This window comes from Limnobacter sp. CACIAM 66H1, assembly GCF_001601825.1.
Classification (GTDB): domain Bacteria; phylum Pseudomonadota; class Gammaproteobacteria; order Burkholderiales; family Burkholderiaceae_B; genus Limnobacter.
Genome location: NZ_LUJK01000038.1, coordinates 17,150 through 33,038, shown reverse-complemented (window position 1 = coordinate 33,038; position 15,889 = coordinate 17,150). Strand labels below are relative to the sequence as shown.

The following is a 15,889-nucleotide window of genomic DNA, read 5'->3' as shown; positions in this document are numbered from 1 at the left end:
CTGTGCAGAAATCGCTGGGTCATTACAGACTCGAACCATTCAGACCCGCGTGTGGCTGCCTGACTGCTTCCAAAGGCGTAGAATAGAGCCGTTTTTGAAATGAATTCAGGATGTTGAAATGACCGATGCAGTACAGCCCAAGCCCGTGGTGAACGAATCTTCATTCGTGACCTTGCATTACCGCATTCGCTTGGCTGACAGCCAGCAGGTGATTGTGTCTACTTTTGAGGACAAGCCAGCCACATTGTCAATTGGCGCTGGTCAGTTGGCTGAGGGGCTTGAGCGTTGCCTGTTTGGTATGCAGGCGGGGCAGCGTGACATATTCACTTTGCCGGCAGGCAGTGGCTACGGTGACATCAATCCAGATCTGTACCGGCCCGTGAGCAAAGCCTTGCTGTCGAAATACGCCGAAGAGGGCACCACATTTGAGCCAGGTGAGTTTGTGCACTTTCCTGCGCCCGATGGTGGTCAGTTTGCCGGCACGGTAGTGGAAGAACGTGAAGACGATATTTTGTTTGATTTTAATCACCCTTTGGCAGGCAAGGCGCTGACCTTTGAGGTGCAGTTGATCGGGGTGCTGTGAGGTGAGTATGGAAATTAGCCTGGCCCAGCCGCGTGGTTTTTGTGCTGGCGTAGACCGCGCCATTGAAATTGTGGAACGCGCCCTGCAGCAATTTGGTTCGCCGATTTACGTGAAACATGAAATTGTTCATAACAAGACCGTGGTTGAGGACTTGCGTGGCAAAGGTGCAATTTTTGTGGATGAACTGGAGGATGTGCCCACTGGCTCCACAGTTGTGTTTTCCGCCCATGGCGTGTCGCAAGATGTACGCGCACAAGCAGAAAGCCTGGGTTTGAAGGTGTTTGATGCCACCTGCCCACTGGTTACGAAAGTGCATGTGGAGGTGAGCAAGATGCGCGCGCAGGGTTGCGAGATCATCATGATTGGTCATGAGGGTCACCCTGAGGTCGAGGGCACCATGGGCCAGGTGAAAGATGGTATTTACCTGGTTGAAACTGAGGAGGATGTGGCCAAACTGAGTATTGCAGCGGGTACACCACTGGCTTTTGTAACTCAAACTACTTTGAGTGTTGATGATGCCTCCAAGGTGATCGCCGCGCTGAAAACGAAGTTTCCTGATATTCGCGAGCCCAAGAAGGCAGACATTTGCTACGCCACGCAGAATCGCCAGGATGCCGTGAAATTCATGGCTCGCCAGGTTGATTTGGTATTGGTGGTGGGCAGCCCAAGCAGTTCCAATTCCAATCGCTTGCGGGAAGTGGCCGAGAAGTTGGGTGTGCCTGCCAAGCTGATTGAAAATGCGGACAGCCTGGAGCGAGACTGGTTCGACGGCGTGAAACACATCGGCTTGACTGCGGGTGCCTCAGCGCCCGAGCACCTTGTGCAGGGTGTGGTGAAGCGCCTGAAAGAATGGGGTGCTTTGTCGGTTCGAAACATGGAAGGCGTGGAAGAGAACATCGCTTTTCCGATGCCGAAAGGATTGAACCCGAGGGTTTAACGGCCTGAATTGCATCAGCCTGACTGTTTTGGGGTGGCAATACCTGGTCCACCCTGTTCCGGTCTACGTCCACCACTTCAAATCGCCAGTTGTTCCAGTCAAATTTCTCGGTTTTTTTCGGGATACGGCCCAGCGAGGCCAACACGAACCCACCGACGGTGTGGAAGTTGCCCAAGTCTTCCTGGGGCAAGTCGCGAATGCCCAGTTTGATTTTCATTTCGTCGATGGGTAAAAGTCCATCGAGCAACCATGATCCGTCCTCGCGTTTTACAGCCAGTGCTTCTTCGGGGGTGTCCATCATGGGCATCATGTCACCCACCACGCTGGACAACACATCATCGATGGTCACAATACCCTCGGTCATGCCGAATTCACTGACCACGAACGCAAAAGTTTTTTTCTGCTGGCGAAAAGTGCGAAGCAGATCGACCAGCGTGAGCGAGGCGGGCACGAACAGTGCGTTTTGCAGGGGTATTTCAGCGAAGTCGATGTCACCTTCCATGGCCGCTTGAAGAATGTCATGACTTTCGGCTACGCCAATCACTTGCTGCAAGCTGCCTTTGCAAATTGGCAGCATGGAGTGTGGGGCCTCGCGCAACAAGCGCAGGTTGTCTTCACGCGGTGCATGCAGATCCAGATAGGCAATGTCGCTCACCGGGGTCATGACCGAGGCCAAACGACGGTCTTCAAGGCGCAGAACATTGCTCATCAGGTGACGTTCTTCGGGGGCCAGCATGCCAGTTTTGGCGCCTTCATCGAGAAAGGCCTGAATTTCTTCAATCGTACTCACTGCAGGTGCAGCTTTGAACGGGATGAAGCTGAGCACCAGGTCGGAGCCTTTGGACAACAGGGCAATTGCGGGGCTGAGCACTTTCAGGAAGATCGACATGAAAGGTGCACAAAAGGCAGCAACCTTTTCCGGGTTGGCGATGGCCAGGCGTTTGGGCACGATTTCCCCAAAAACAATTGAAAAGCCTGTGACCAAGGCAATGGTGACTGTGAATGAAATGACACTGGCCCAGTTGCTGAGCGACGGAAGATACTGGTCGATGAACTGCTGAAAAGTGGCAGTCAACGCGGATTCGCCATAAATACCCATGAGCAAAGCGGCCGCGGTGATGCCGGTTTGAGTGGCGGCGAGCAGGCGGCTGGGGTTGTCCATGATCTGCAGTGCAATGGTTGCTTTTGGGTTTCCCGCATCGGCCATGGCTTGCAGCTTGGATCGCCGGCTGGAGGCCAGTGCCATTTCCGAGAGGGCAAAAAAGCCGGAAACCAAAATCAAAAGGACCAAGATCCAGAAGGCATTCATGATGTGTGTTCTTGTAGTGGGGGTTGCTGCTGCGCAGCGCTGTATGTGGCTCAGTGTACCAAAGCCCATGCTGATTTGGCTTTTTGCTTGATTGGGTAAATTCCGGTGCTCGGTTACAATAGCGGGCTAAGTTGTTTTGTCTGATGATTTTTTGAAAGAATTGCCATGTCCATGAGCGAAGCCTCCATTCCCCAATCCGATCAAATCGTGGTTGCAGCGCTGTATAAATTCGTCAGCCTTCCCGATTTTGAAGACATCAAGCCTAGGCTCGAGGCCGTGTGCATTGAAAACGGTGTGCTGGGCACTTTGCTGCTGGCCAAGGAGGGCATCAATGGCACTGTGAGCGCCCCCCGTGCCGGCATCGTGGCCTTGATGCGTTTTTTGTGGAGTGATCCGCGTTTTGCGGATTTGCCACCCAAATATTCGATAGCGCCTGAACAGGCTTTCACTCGCATGAAGGTGAAGCTGAAACGTGAAATTGTGACCATGGGCAAAGATGGAATTGATCCGAATCGCCTGGTGGGCCGCTATGTGAAACCAGCCGACTGGAATGCCTTGATCCAGGATCCGGATACCCTGGTAATCGACACCCGCAACAACTATGAATACGCGATTGGTACTTTCGAGGGCGCAGTAGACCCAGCCACCACCACGTTCCGTGAATTTCCGCAATGGGTTGAAAAGAATTTGAAAAGCCTGCCTGCGGACAAGCGCCCCAAGAAGATTGCGATGTTTTGTACCGGTGGTATTCGCTGCGAGAAATCCACCGCGTATATGCTGGAACAAGGGTTTGAAGAGGTGTATCACCTTGAGGGTGGCATTTTGAAGTACCTCGAAGAAATTCCCGAAGAGCAAAGTTTGTGGAAGGGCGAATGCTTTGTGTTTGACCAGCGCGTGTCGGTGACCCACGGTTTGCAGGTGGGCCACTACGACCTGTGCCATGCTTGCCGCATGCCAATTACCGAGGAAGAAAAGCAGAGCGAAAAATACATTCAGGGCGTGGGTTGCCCACATTGCTACGATTCGCTGACCGACGATCAAAAGAAGCGCTTTGGCGAACGCCAAAAACAGATTCAACTGGCCAAGCAGCGCAATGAGAAGCATATCGGCCGCAAGATGTTGCCCAAAGATCCGCTACCCCAACAAGCGCACGCGGAGTGAGCGGGGTGGAGCAGCAAGCCGATCACGGGCACCAGCTTGGTTTACCCGTGTTGTACACCTTTCGCCGTTGCCCCTATGCCATGCGCGCAAGGTTGGCGATCGTCGCAGCGGGATTGAAGGTTGAGGTTCGTGAATTGGTACTGCGCGCCAAACCCGCTCACATGCTTGAAATTTCACCCAAAGGCACCGTACCCGTGTTGTGGCTCCAAGACGGCACTGTGATCGATGAAAGCCTGGATGTGATGCGTTGGGCGGTGGGCCAGAATTTTCCGGCAGACTGGTTGGTGTTGAGTGCTGAACAGCAACAAAAATGCGACGAATGGATTGCGCTACTCGATGGCGAATTCAAGCGAAACCTGGACCGTTACAAATACCCACACCGCTATCACGTAAAAACGGCTACTGACACCTACACCTGCGATCCTCTTGAGCATCGCATCGCATGTGAAAAAATTCTGACCCTGTGGAATGAAGTGCTGTCGCAACAGGGCCCATGGCTATTTGGCGCAAAACCCAGCTTTGCCGACTTCGCAATTTTGCCTTTTGTGCGCCAGTTTCGAATTGCCGATGAGGCTTGGTTTGATGCAGTAACTGGCTATGAAGAACTCAAGTTGTGGCTCAATTCTTTTTTGACCTCGCCTTTGCTTGAAAAAGCCATGGTGAAGTACACCCCTTGGCAACCCGGTGACACGCCTTTAACCTTTCCGGGTTAGAGACGACCCTCTACGATTTTCTGGTCAAGTTTCTATACACTCGCAAGTTACGCAACAGTAACATTGTCTTGCTGGGCTATGCTAGGCCCTTAAAAAAGACATTCCCCCTATAAGAAGGACGAGACTCATGGCCGACAAAATTCTTGAATTTGTTCACACCTCGACAGGTAAACAAATTGCCGCTGCACTGGGCCTGCCCGTGCCCCCCATGTTGAAGCGCGCCAAAGCCGGATACGCCGAAAAATCATTGAGCAATTCAAACGCGTTGGTGGGTGCCAGTGCATTTGGCCCAGTGGCTTCGGCCGTGGTGAAGGCGTTGGATTCCATGGGTGCATCGATCAAGGTGTCCGCCGATTTGGCGGGCCTGGATGGTATCAAGCAAGCTGCGGCCAAAGCCAAAGTAGACGTGAGCATTTCTCAAGCTGACAACGGCGTTCCTGAAACCGTGTATGTGCTGGATGTTACCTCGGCAGCCAACGTGGCTGACCTGCGTTTGTTGTACGACTTTTTCAACCCACGCCTGCGCAAAGTGCCATCGAACAGCCGTATTGTGGTGATTGGACGTCCACGTGGTGATTGCAAAGATGCCCTGGCTGAAACAGCACAGTCCTCATTGCCCGGTTTTATTCGCAGCCTTGCGAAAGAAAGCGGCAAGAACGGTACAACCGCCAATTTGATTCAGGTAAAAACCGGCGCTGAAAATGGCATTGAAGGCGCACTGCGCTTTTTCTTGAGCCCACATTCAGCATTCGTGACCGGCCAAGTGCTGCCGGTAGTTGGTGCTCCGAAAGGTGTGAAAGTTGCAGCGTTTTCCGAGAAGCCACTGACTGGCAAGCTGGCCGTTGTGACCGGCGCGGCACGCGGTATTGGTGCAGCCATTGCTGAAGTGCTGGCCCGCGAAGGCGCAACCGTGATCGGTGTGGATCGACCCGCAGACGAAAGCGTGTTGGGTACAACCATGAGCAGCATCGGCGGCGTGGCCTGCCCGCTGGACATTACCGATGCCGACGCCGGTAAGAAGCTGGCTGCTGTGGCTGCACAGAAGGGTGGCAAGATTGACATTATTGTGCACAACGCAGGTATCACACGCGACAAGATGATGCGCAACATGGCAGCCCACCTGTGGGACATGGTGCTGGATGTGAACCTGGGTGCGATTGTTCGTTGTAACGACCAGTTGTTGGCAGGAGATGCATTTGGTGTCAACGCCCGTATCGTGTGTATTTCATCGATCGGTGGTATTGCCGGTAACGCAGGCCAAACCAACTATGCAGCCACCAAGAGTGCCGTGATTGGTTATGTGGATGCCATGGCCAAGCAACTGGAAGGCAAGGGCATTTCCATTAACGCGATTGCGCCGGGCTTTATTGAAACTCAAATGACTGCAGCCATTCCTGTGGTAACCCGCGAAGTGGCTCGTCGTTTGTCCAGCCTGTCGCAAGGTGGATTGCCAGTGGACATTGCTGAGGCAGTCACTTTCATGGCCAGCCCGCTGGCCGCTGGTGTAAACGGCGCCACTCTGCGTGTGTGCGGACAAAACCTGGTGGGCGCGTAATTCTTTCATTCACTGAATACGCTGCCTGCAATTAAAAAATTATCTGGAGAAAAACTATGAAACACGGTCGTCGCGTTGCCATTATTGGCGGTTCACGCATTCCATTTGCACGTTCAAACACAGCCTACATTGGCAAATCCAACCAGGATATGCTGACAGCAGCATTCCGCGGTGTCGTTGACAAGTTCCAGTTGCATGGTGAAGAACTGGGCGATGTGGTGGCTGGTGCAGTGGTGAAGCACAGCCGCGATTTTTCCCTGTGCCGTGAATCAGTATTGGGCTCGGGCTTGAGCCCGGCAACGCCTGCATTTGATATTCAGCAGGCTTGTGGCACTGGTCTGGAAGCAGCCATCGTAGTGGCCAACAAAATTGCTCTGGGACAAATTGAAGTGGGCATGGCCGGTGGAGTAGACACCACCACCGACGCACCAATCGCTGTAAGCGAAGGGTTGCGCAAAATTTTGCTGGAAGCCAACCGCGCTCGCGACACCAAGGGCAAATTGGCTGCTTTGTTGAAAATTCGCCCCAAGCACCTGGCACCGCTGCCACCTGCCAATGCAGAGCCACGTACCAAGATGAGCATGGGTGCACACTGTGAAGTGATGGCACAAACCTGGGGTATTACTCGCGAAGAGCAAGATGAACTGGCCGTGAGCAGCCATTTGAAAGCTGCCAAAGCTTACGAGGAAGGCTTCTTCGATGACCTGGTGGTTCCATTCAACGGTTTGACCCGCGACAACAATCTGCGTGCTGACTCTTCAGTCGAAAAGCTTCAGGGCCTGAAGCCTGCGTTTGACCGCAAGAGCGGCAAGGGCACGATGACTGCCGGTAACTCTACACCGCTGACCGACGGCGCGTCTGCTGTGTTGTTGGCCTCTGAAGACTGGGCCAAGGCACGTGGCATTCAGCCATTGGCTTACCTCACTTTCAGTGAAACAATTGGTGTTGATTTCGTGTCGGGCAAAGAGGGCCTGCTGATGGCGCCTGCTTACGCTGTGCCGCGCATGCTGAAGAAGGCCAATATGAAGCTGCAAGACTTCGACTTCTATGAAATTCACGAAGCGTTCGCTGCGCAGGTGCTGTGTACATTGAAGAGCTGGGAAGACCCCAAGTTCTGTAAGGAAAAACTGGGCTTGGATGCTGCCTTGGGTTCAATTGACCGTAGCAAGCTGAACGTGAAAGGTGGTTCGCTGGCTGTTGGACACCCATTTGCTGCCACGGGTGGTCGCATTGTGGGCACATTGGCCAAGCTGTTGAATGAAAAAGGCAGCGGCAAGGGCTTGATCTCCATTTGTGCGGCCGGTGGTATCGGTGTAACTGCAATTCTTGAGAAGTGAAATCATGAGCGTGAATGACACCCTGAAAGCAGCGGCGAAATTTTTCGAGCTGTCTGAATTTCCAAATGGCAAGGCGCTGCTGCTGAAGGCTGCCACCACGTCCAATAAAAAAACCAAAACCCGACACTCAGGCTGCACGCCTGGGTGCCCGGGTAAAAAAAGTGTTCATCGACCGTGAGTGGGTACGCCAGTACAACGCTGTGTGCGGTTTCAAGGAAGATGAAATTTCCTTAACTGCGCCACAGGTGGTGGCCTCGCCCCTGCACATGTATTTGCTGAGTCGCCCTGAGCACCCCATGCCCATGTTGGGCATGGTTCATTTGCACAACTCGATTGAGTGCGCCAAGCCTTTGGAGTATGGCGTGCCCTACGATGTGGTGGTGACTGTGGGCGACACCCGCAGCATTTCGCTCGGTCTGGAATTTGATGTGCACACGCAGTTTTTGGTGGGTGAGGAAGTGCACTGGAGCAGTGTGATGACCATTTTGTGCCGCGTAAAGGGCATGCCCAAGCCCTTGACCAAGCCTGCGCCAGTTGAGCCTTTGAGTGCAGTGGGTGCGCAATACGCCGCCGTGAAAGTGCCTGAAAACCAGGGCCGCAAGTACGCCAAGGTGTCCAATGACTACAACCCGATTCACCTGTATGCGCAAACCGCGAAAATGTTTGGTTTCAAGCAGGCCATCGTGCACGGTATGTGGACCGCAGCAAAAACATTGAGCATTGTTGAAGCCAGTTTGGGTTCTCGAGCCAGCAAGTTTGATTTGTCGTTCAAGCAGCCGGTGTTTTTGCCTTCTGGTATTTCGGTGAAGCATGTGACAGCCGATGGCGCTTCGAAGTTTGAAGTGCTGGCCGAGCGTGATTCGAAAGTGTTGATGGTGGGAAGTATTGCGGCTTGATTTTTTGATTGAATGAGTGGCTTGGTTAGGTTTGCAGCGCGTCACTCATTGCGCCGGGGTTGTTTGCCAAGTCGCACGTCACCATCTGTTTGTGAGTATTTGCAAAGTTCGCTTTGCCCTATCTCCGCCTTCAAGAAAGCCTGCCCGTTTGTTGAATTCGCCGTCTGTTCGGCTGAAAGCCGAAAGCGAGTCCCGCCCGCTGTGTTAGCGGGCTCGCTTAGGACTGTTGAGTTCAACAAAAAGGGGGGTGTCAGGCTTTCTGGCGGAGGAGGGCATGCGACTTTGCAAATGCCAGATAAAGAAACCAGGGTATGTGACTTTGCAAATGCCAACACACCGCTGCTATCTCTCCGACAGTCCGGGCATCAAACTGGTTTCAATCATTTTCTGCATGTCTCGAATCGGAATTTCCGGATGTTGAATCCACCACCGGGCACCCGCTTCAACAGCCCCCACCATGATGTTGGCCAAAGCCACTGCCTGAATGCCAGCCTTATCGCCATTCTTGGCTTTTGAAGGGTCGTTGAGTTCTTCGATGGTTTTGGCCGAGGCTTCGATAAAGCTGTTTCTGAAAAAAGCCACCTTCTCGCCAACCGGTCCCACGCTGGTCAGCGCTTCGTTGTACAACACAGACCAACCATCCCGGTGACGTTCTACAAACGTCAGAAAGCTGAGTATGATCAGTTTCAGGCGCTCTTTGGGGTTTGGGTTGGCCATTAGCAAGGAGAGGCCTGACATCAGGTGATTGCCCACTTGGGTAATGGTGGCCAGGTACAGCGCATCTTTGGAACCAAAGTAGCGGTAAAGCAGGGGTTTGGTGACGCCGGCACCTTCTGCGATTTGCTCCATACTCGTGGAGTGAAAGCCGTGACGCGAGAACACGGAACCTGCCACATCCAGAATTTGGCTCATTCGTTGTTCTTTGGGTACTTTTCGTGTGCCCAGGCGTTTTGTCTCGAGAGTAGGCGCCGCGTTTTTATTGTTGTCGTTCGCTTTTTTCACCAATTTACTTGCCGGTTACATGGATGTTTTGAAGTGTAGCAAGCTTCTTTCAGTTTTGTGAACAAAAAAAGCCCCACAAAAAATGTGAGGCTTTTTTACGGATGGACTGTCGGTAAGTTACCGGATTTGTTTACTTGTAGCCCACACGGTCCATGATTTGCTGTGACAAGGCTGTATTGGCAGCCAGTGTTTTGGCGGGGGTTACGTCTTGCTTGAAGGGTCCCAGTGACTCCAGTGCGGGGTTGTCCACTTTCACGCCAGGTACTGTGGGCCACTCATTGTTGCCATTTGCAAAGTATTTTTGGGCAGAATCGCTGGCCAGGTATTCCAGAAATTTGATAGCACCCTCGCGATTGGGGGCATTTTTGGCCACAGCGCCACCAGACACGTTCATGTGTACGCCATAGCTGTTCTGGTTTGGCCAAATGAAGCCAACCTTGGAGACGACTTCTTTGTCTTCAGGTTTGGAGGAATTCATCAGGCGAACCCAGTAGTAGCTGTTGGTCAAAGCCACACCGCACTCACCAGTCGCGACCGCGCGGATTTGGTCAGTGTCACCGCCTTTGGGGCTTCGCGCCATGTTGGCCACCACGCCTTGTGCCCAGGTTTCAGCGCCTTTCTCGCCCAAATGGCTGATCATGCTGCTCATCAGAGAAAGCATGTAAGGATGTGAACCGGTGCGTGTGCAAACTTTGCCCTTCAACGCGGGTTTGGCCAGGTCTTCATAGTTCTGGGCCAGTTTGGGATCGATGTTGGCCTTGTTGTAAACAATGACACGGCTGCGCGCTGAGAACGCGTACCACAAACCGTTTTCACCCGTAAATTGTGCAGGAATCTTGTCGCTCAATACTTTGGATTTCACGGGCTGAAACAAGCCATCCTGCTGGGCTGTGGCAAGGCGGGCGGCATCTACCAGCAATACCACGTCGGCCGGGCTGCGGGCACCTTCGCTGCGCATGCGTTCAAGCAGTGCTTCGTCACCCAACTCCAGGCGCTTGATGGCAATGCCTGTTTGCTTGGTGAAGTCCTCATACATTTTTTCATCGGTTGAGTAATGGCGGGCCGAGTACAGGTTGATGACCTTCTCGTTCGCTTGCGCGGCAGCACTCACGCCGATCAAACCAGCGATAGAGACTGAAATCAGCTTTTTGAAAGTGTTATTCATGGTGATAAGGACTTTCCTGAATGTGGTTGGTTGAAATTTGATAGCGCTAGTCTAGCAAATAGTAATCATTTATGTAACAAGAAGTGTTCTCGTTTAACAATAATTTTTGCGGTAGTCAGAGTGCCGTAAGCGCGAGTTTCTACATTGGGTGCAACAAGAATGAGGAGACAGTGCTGTGGTTGAGCAAGCGAAGTATCAGTCCAACGGGACATATCAGAATTTGTATGATGAATCCATTCGCAATCCCAAGGGTTTTTGGGCCCGACAGGCGGATTTGATTCACTGGCAAAAACCGTTTGAGAAGGTGCTGGATGACAGCAGACCACCCTTCGCGGCCTGGTATGTAGGTGGGGAAACCAACTTGTGTTACAACGCCGTGGATCGGCATCTTGACCAGTTGGGCGACAAGCCCGCACTCATCTACGTGTCTACTGAAGTAGATCAGGAAAAAGTGTATACCTTCCGCCAATTGCACCAGGAGGTGCAAATTGCGGCTGCCATGCTGCAAAAGATGGGTGTGAAAAAGGGCGACAGGGTGTTGATCTACATGCCCATGATTCCTGAAGCGACTTTTGCGATTTTGGCCTGTGCCCGAATCGGTGCAATTCATTCCGTGGTATTCGGTGGGTTTGCTTCTCACAGCCTTGCGTCGCGAATTGAAGATGCGAAGCCGAAGGTGATTGTGTCGGCCGATGCAGGTTCACGCGCTGGCAAAGCCGTGGCTTACAAACCATTGTTGGACGAGGCGATCGAGCGCTCAAGCTACAAGCCAGGCCATGTATTGATGGTCAACCGGGGTTTGGTGCCATTCAGCAGTGTGGCCGGGCGCGATCAAGATTACGCCGCCTTGCGCAAAGAACTGGCCACTGCCAAAGTGCCAGTGACCTGGCTTCAGGCGACTGACACGAGTTACATTCTCTACACCAGTGGTACCACAGGTAAACCCAAGGGTGTGCAGCGCGATGTGGGCGGTTATGCCGTGGCCCTTGCTGCTTCGATGAAGTACATTTTCATGGGGGAAAAAGGAAAAACATTCTTTGCCACCAGTGACATTGGATGGGTGGTGGGGCACAGCTACATTATTTACGGCCCCTTGATTGCCGGCATGGCCACCGTGATGTACGAGGGCGTTCCCATTCGACCCGATGCAGGTATTTGGTGGAAGATCGTTCAGGATCACAAGGTATCGGTGTTGTTCTCTGCACCAACCGCGGTGCGGGTATTGAAGAAGCAGGATCCCGCTTACTTGAGCAAATACGACTTGAGTTCACTGAAGGCGCTGTTTTTGGCTGGCGAACCTTTGGATGAAACGACCTCTGACTGGATTTCGGGTGCGATTGGAAAACCAATTGTAGATAACTATTGGCAAACGGAAACTGGCTGGCCAATTCTTGCAGTGCAACGCGGCATTGAAGAAATGCCTGGCAAGCTGGGTAGCCCCGGTGTGCCCGTGTTTGGATTCAACGTGAATGTGTTGAACGAAGAAACTGCTCAGCCCTGTAAAGCGAATGAAAAAGGTGTGGTGGCGATTGAAGGGCCACTGCCGCCCGGTTGTATGCAAACCGTGTGGGGCGATGATGAGCGGTTTGTGAAAACCTACTGGTCGAGTTTTAAAACCCGACAGGTTTATTCCACCTTCGATTGGGGTATTCGCGATGAAGACGGGTATTTCTTTATTCTTGGTCGCACGGACGATGTGATCAACGTGGCGGGTCACCGTTTGGGCACTCGCGAAATCGAGGAAAGTATTTCCTCCCACCCCGCGGTCGCTGAAGTGGCCGTAGTGGGCGTGGCCGATCAGGTGAAAGGGCAGGTGGCAGTGGCTTTTGCCATTTTGAAGTCGGCCGATGCGGTGGATGGGGCCCAGGCCAAAACTCTGGAAGCAGAGATCATGAAGGTAGTGGATTCCCAGCTGGGTGCAGTGGCCAGACCCGCCCGAGTGTATTTTGTGAATGTGCTGCCCAAGACACGTTCCGGCAAATTGCTGCGACGGTCAATTCAGGCGGTTTGTGAAGGCCGCGATCCTGGCGACATGACTACGATTGAAGACCCCACTGCGCTGGCGCAAATCAAAACTGCCATGGCATGAGCAAAGTACGTCCATGAAGCTTGAAAACAGGCCCGGAAAGCCGGGCTTGTTTCTGTTTTGTGGTGTGTTTTAAAACATGCTTTAATGGGTTGTCACCGGCCGTTTCAGGGAGGGCAACTGAATGGCAGATCATTCGCTGGAAGTACTCAAGCTCAGCGTGTTGTTCGACAACCATTTTTTCAATGGTGCGCCCACGCAGGTCCATTTCATTCAAAACAGCACGATGGTCGGAACCTGGGTTGATGAGCAGGGCGCCGCAAATTTAAGTGTCGGACTTGACCGAATCCAATTCATGAGCAGCGATCAACTGGCTTTTTTGATAGCCCATGAGTATGGTCACCTTGTGTTGAAACATCCCCAAAAAACCCAGGAAATCCAGCAGCAATACGGGATCGTCTCGACCTTCGATGAATTCATGTTGTCGTTCGATTCAAAGCGCGATTATTCCAAACTGATGCGTGACATGGAACTGCAGGCCGATTTGTTTGGCGCAAAGCTGATGTTGGGCCTGGGGCGAGACCCTGTCTCGGGTGCCTCTTTTTTGCTGGGTGAAACCAAAAGTATCCAGCATCCCGAGGGCACCTTGCGGCTCGCAAAAATCAAGGCAGGCGAGTCGAACCTGATCGCAGAGGATTTCTCGGACACATTCAGTGATTTGGCCATGCAGTTAAGCGATGCAGAGGTGTTGGCCGCCTTGGTGCCCAGCGACACATTGCCCGTCGATTCAAACGATTCCACGGTAAAAGCTGTGGTTGAAAGTTGGCCCGTTGCCGTTGATGTGGGTGACTATGCAGGCGACACGCTGTATGGATTCGAGGTGTCGGTTTTGCTGACGGTTGCAGTGCTGGCCTGCGCCTTGCCAAGATGGTGGCGCAGGACCAGAGTGGGTCAGTGATCTCGGGGGGTATCAGGCCACGCTGACCGGAATTTTCCCGATCTTGGCTTGCCATTCTTTGGGGCCGGTGTTGTGCACAGATATACCCGTGCTGTCCACGGCCACAGTGACTGGCATGTCCTTGATCTCGAATTCGTAAATGGCTTCCATACCCAGGTCTTCAAAGCCCACCACTTTAGAGTTCGTAATCGCTTTGGACACCAAATAAGCCGCGCCACCCACAGCCATCAAATAAGCTGATTTGTTGTCGCGGATTGCTTCGATGGCGACAGGCCCACGTTCGGCTTTGCCCACCATGGCGATCAGTCCTGTTTTTTCCAGCATCATGCGGGTGAACTTGTCCATGCGTGTCGCGGTGGTGGGGCCTGCAGGTCCAACGGCTTCCTCGCGCACAGGGTCGACTGGGCCCACGTAATAGATCACACGGTTGGTGAAGTCCACGGGCAGTTTCTCGCCCTTGGCCAGCATGTCGGCGATGCGTTTGTGCGCAGCGTCGCGGCCCGTCAGCATTTTGCCGTTCAATAGCAAGGTTTGACCGGGTTTCCAGCTGGCCACTTCTTCCGGGGTCAGCTTGTCCAGATCAACACGTTTGCTTTTCTCGGTGTCAGCGGTCCAGCTCACTTGTGGCCAGTCGGAAATGTTCGGTGCTTCCAGTTTGGCAGGGCCATCGCCGTGCAAGTGGAAGTGGACGTGACGGGTGGCGGCACAGTTCGGAATCATTGCGATTGGCAAGGATGCAGCATGCGTGGGGTAGTCGAGAATTTTGACATCCAGAACCGTGGTCAGGCCACCCAGGCCTTGCGCGCCAATACCCAGTGAGTTCACTTTGTCGTAAAGCTCAAGGCGCAATTCCTCAATTCGGTTGTTCGGGCCACGGGCCAACAGTTCATGAATATCGCAAGGCGCCATCAGGCTTTCCTTGGCAAGCAGCATGGCTTTCTCGGGAGTACCACCAATGCCAATTCCCAAAATGCCAGGCGGGCACCAGCCTGCGCCCATGGTGGGTACCGTTTTCAGGACCCAGTCCACGATGGAATCCGATGGGTTAAGCATGACCATTTTGGATTTGTTTTCGGAGCCACCACCCTTGGCTGCACAGATTACTTCGACATCGTCGCCGGGCACAATTTCATAGTGAATCACCGCGGGTGTGTTGTCTTTGCTGTTTTTGCGGGCACCCGCGGGGTCGAGGAGCACTGATGCACGCAATTTGTTGTCAGGGTGCAGGTAGGCGCGGCGCACGCCTTCGTTGACCATTTCGCTCACGCTCAGTTTTGAATCCCAACGCACATTCATGCCCACTTTGAGGAACACCACGGCAATTCCGGTGTCTTGACAAATAGGGCGTTTGCCTTCGGCGCACATGCGGCTGTTCGTCAGGATTTGCGCAATCGCGTCTTTGGCAGCAGCACTTTCTTCGCGCTCGTAAGCCTTACCCAAGGCTTGAATGTAATCCAGTGGGTGGTAATAAGAAATGTACTGGAAAGCGTCGGCAATCGAGCTGATGAAGTCTTCTTGCTTGATGGTGGTCATGAACTGCTCCTGATCAAAATATGTGCTTAGCCCGTTATTTTAATGTGCTTTACCGTGGGCAGGTTGCGAGATGAGTCGGTCACACCAGGCAATTGCAACTGCAGACAACAGGAAAATCACGTGGATGGAAGACTGGGCCACGATTGTTTTGGTGTCGTACTGCTCGGCGTTGATGAAGGTTTTTAGCAGGTGAATGGAGGAAATACCGATGATGGCCATGGCCAGTTTTACTTTCAGTACTGAGGCGTTAACGTGATCCAGCCACTCCGGTTGATCCGGATGCGTTTCCAGTCGCATGCGGCTGACAAAGGTTTCATAGCCGCCTACTGTGACCATGATGAGCAGGTTCGATATCATGACCACATCGATGAGTGCCAGGACGATGAGCATGATGCCGGTTTCGTCGAGTTGATGGCTGGCAGTACCGCCGATCAAATGCCAAAGTTCGATTAAAAAGTGATACACATAAACAATTTGGGCGACGATCAAACCGAGATAAAGAGGCAGTTGCAGCCAGCGACTGGAGAAGATGATTCGGGCCAGCAGTGGAATGGGTTGTTTGTTGTGTTGTTCCATTTTGTGACAAGTGTGCAGTGCAGCAATGGTTAATGGGGTAATGGCGGAAACTATAGCAGAACCAAGCTACACCGGTGCTGCTTCTGGTCAGCTGGAACGCGAATTGCTGTGGTGCGCCATGGTGTAAGGTGAGAGTAA

At 53.0% G+C, this 15,889-nt stretch carries 14 protein-coding genes and 1 pseudogene; 10 read left to right on the top strand and 5 right to left on the bottom strand.

Annotated features, from left to right (window positions below; all coding sequences use genetic code 11):
* Positions 1-118 precede the first annotated feature (118 nt).
* Complete coding sequence (locus A0129_RS11345) at positions 119-583, top strand: FKBP-type peptidyl-prolyl cis-trans isomerase (protein WP_105029590.1); 465 nt, start codon at positions 119-121, stop codon at positions 581-583.
* Between the two features lie 7 nt (positions 584-590).
* A complete protein-coding gene (ispH, locus tag A0129_RS11340) occupies positions 591-1,520 on the top strand; it encodes a 4-hydroxy-3-methylbut-2-enyl diphosphate reductase (protein ID WP_291715064.1) in 930 nt (309 codons plus the stop codon).
* Between the two features lie 100 nt (positions 1,521-1,620).
* On the opposite strand, the pseudogene A0129_RS11335 reads toward ispH, so the two are convergent.
* Positions 1,621-2,766, bottom strand: a pseudogene (locus tag A0129_RS11335) (hemolysin family protein); the annotation flags it as partial.
* A gap of 228 nt (positions 2,767-2,994) precedes the next feature.
* Here A0129_RS11335 and A0129_RS11330 point away from each other — a divergent pair.
* From A0129_RS11330 to A0129_RS11305, 6 genes are all read left to right on the top strand, one after another.
* The gene (locus A0129_RS11330) at positions 2,995-3,990 is read left to right on the top strand and encodes a rhodanese-related sulfurtransferase (protein WP_291715062.1); all 996 of its coding nucleotides are present in this window, start codon (positions 2,995-2,997) and stop codon (positions 3,988-3,990) included.
* A gap of 5 nt (positions 3,991-3,995) precedes the next feature.
* Entirely contained in the window at positions 3,996-4,703 is a 708-nt protein-coding gene (locus A0129_RS11325; protein WP_291715060.1) for a glutathione S-transferase, read from the top strand.
* A gap of 127 nt (positions 4,704-4,830) precedes the next feature.
* Positions 4,831-6,258, top strand: coding sequence for a 3-oxoacyl-ACP reductase (locus tag A0129_RS11320; protein WP_291715058.1), 1,428 nt, complete (start codon positions 4,831-4,833; stop codon positions 6,256-6,258).
* 56 nt (positions 6,259-6,314) lie between these two features.
* Positions 6,315-7,595 carry an acetyl-CoA C-acetyltransferase gene (locus A0129_RS11315; RefSeq protein WP_291715056.1) on the top strand — a complete coding sequence of 427 codons (1,281 nt, stop codon included), beginning with the start codon at positions 6,315-6,317 and terminating at the stop codon, positions 7,593-7,595.
* 4 nt (positions 7,596-7,599) lie between these two features.
* Positions 7,600-7,773, top strand: a complete 174-nt coding sequence (locus A0129_RS11310) for a hypothetical protein (RefSeq protein ID WP_291715054.1) — start codon at positions 7,600-7,602, stop codon at positions 7,771-7,773.
* Positions 7,757-8,491: a MaoC/PaaZ C-terminal domain-containing protein gene (locus tag A0129_RS11305; protein WP_291715052.1), complete on the top strand. Its 735-nt coding sequence runs from the start codon at positions 7,757-7,759 to the stop codon at positions 8,489-8,491. The genes A0129_RS11310 and A0129_RS11305 overlap by 17 nt, the downstream gene beginning before the upstream one ends.
* 342 nt (positions 8,492-8,833) lie before the next feature.
* On the opposite strand, the gene A0129_RS11300 is transcribed toward A0129_RS11305, so the two are convergent.
* Both A0129_RS11300 and A0129_RS11295 read right to left on the bottom strand, forming a co-directional pair.
* Positions 8,834-9,493: a TetR/AcrR family transcriptional regulator gene (locus A0129_RS11300; protein WP_291715051.1), complete on the bottom strand. Its 660-nt coding sequence runs from the start codon at positions 9,491-9,493 to the stop codon at positions 8,834-8,836.
* Positions 9,494-9,623: 130 nt separating this feature from the next.
* Complete coding sequence (locus tag A0129_RS11295; protein WP_291715049.1) at positions 9,624-10,658, bottom strand: extracellular solute-binding protein; 1,035 nt, start codon at positions 10,656-10,658, stop codon at positions 9,624-9,626.
* Between the two features lie 175 nt (positions 10,659-10,833).
* Here A0129_RS11295 and A0129_RS11290 point away from each other — a divergent pair, with 175 nt between their 5' ends.
* Entirely contained in the window at positions 10,834-12,747 is a 1,914-nt protein-coding gene (locus A0129_RS11290; RefSeq protein ID WP_291715047.1) for a propionate--CoA ligase, read from the top strand.
* Positions 12,748-12,868: 121 nt separating this feature from the next.
* Positions 12,869-13,642, top strand: coding sequence for a M48 family metalloprotease (locus A0129_RS11285; RefSeq protein WP_291715045.1), 774 nt, complete (start codon positions 12,869-12,871; stop codon positions 13,640-13,642).
* Between the two features lie 12 nt (positions 13,643-13,654).
* On the opposite strand, the gene A0129_RS11280 is transcribed toward A0129_RS11285, so the two are convergent.
* The gene (locus A0129_RS11280) at positions 13,655-15,175 is read right to left on the bottom strand and encodes a fumarate hydratase (protein ID WP_291715043.1); all 1,521 of its coding nucleotides are present in this window, start codon (positions 15,173-15,175) and stop codon (positions 13,655-13,657) included.
* A gap of 39 nt (positions 15,176-15,214) precedes the next feature.
* Positions 15,215-15,751, bottom strand: coding sequence for a TIGR00645 family protein (locus A0129_RS11275; protein WP_291715041.1), 537 nt, complete (start codon positions 15,749-15,751; stop codon positions 15,215-15,217).
* Between the last annotated feature and the right edge of the window lie 138 nt (positions 15,752-15,889).

Bases quoted from the DNA above. Each gene is read 5' to 3' on its own strand.
- A0129_RS11310 (WP_291715054.1), top strand. From the start codon at position 7,600: ATGAGCGTGAATGACACCCTGAAAGCAGCGGCGAAATTTTTCGAGCTG.
- A0129_RS11330 (WP_291715062.1), top strand. From the start codon at position 2,995: ATGTCCATGAGCGAAGCCTCCATTCCCCAATCCGATCAAATCGTGGTT.
- A0129_RS11315 (WP_291715056.1), top strand. From the start codon at position 6,315: ATGAAACACGGTCGTCGCGTTGCCATTATTGGCGGTTCACGCATTCCA.
- A0129_RS11275 (WP_291715041.1), bottom strand. From the start codon at position 15,751: ATGGAACAACACAACAAACAACCCATTCCACTGCTGGCCCGAATCATC.
- A0129_RS11345 (WP_105029590.1), top strand. From the start codon at position 119: ATGACCGATGCAGTACAGCCCAAGCCCGTGGTGAACGAATCTTCATTC.
- A0129_RS11295 (WP_291715049.1), bottom strand. From the start codon at position 10,658: ATGAATAACACTTTCAAAAAGCTGATTTCAGTCTCTATCGCTGGTTTG.
- A0129_RS11280 (WP_291715043.1), bottom strand. From the start codon at position 15,175: ATGACCACCATCAAGCAAGAAGACTTCATCAGCTCGATTGCCGACGCT.
- A0129_RS11285 (WP_291715045.1), top strand. From the start codon at position 12,869: ATGGCAGATCATTCGCTGGAAGTACTCAAGCTCAGCGTGTTGTTCGAC.
- ispH (WP_291715064.1), top strand. From the start codon at position 591: ATGGAAATTAGCCTGGCCCAGCCGCGTGGTTTTTGTGCTGGCGTAGAC.
- A0129_RS11320 (WP_291715058.1), top strand. From the start codon at position 4,831: ATGGCCGACAAAATTCTTGAATTTGTTCACACCTCGACAGGTAAACAA.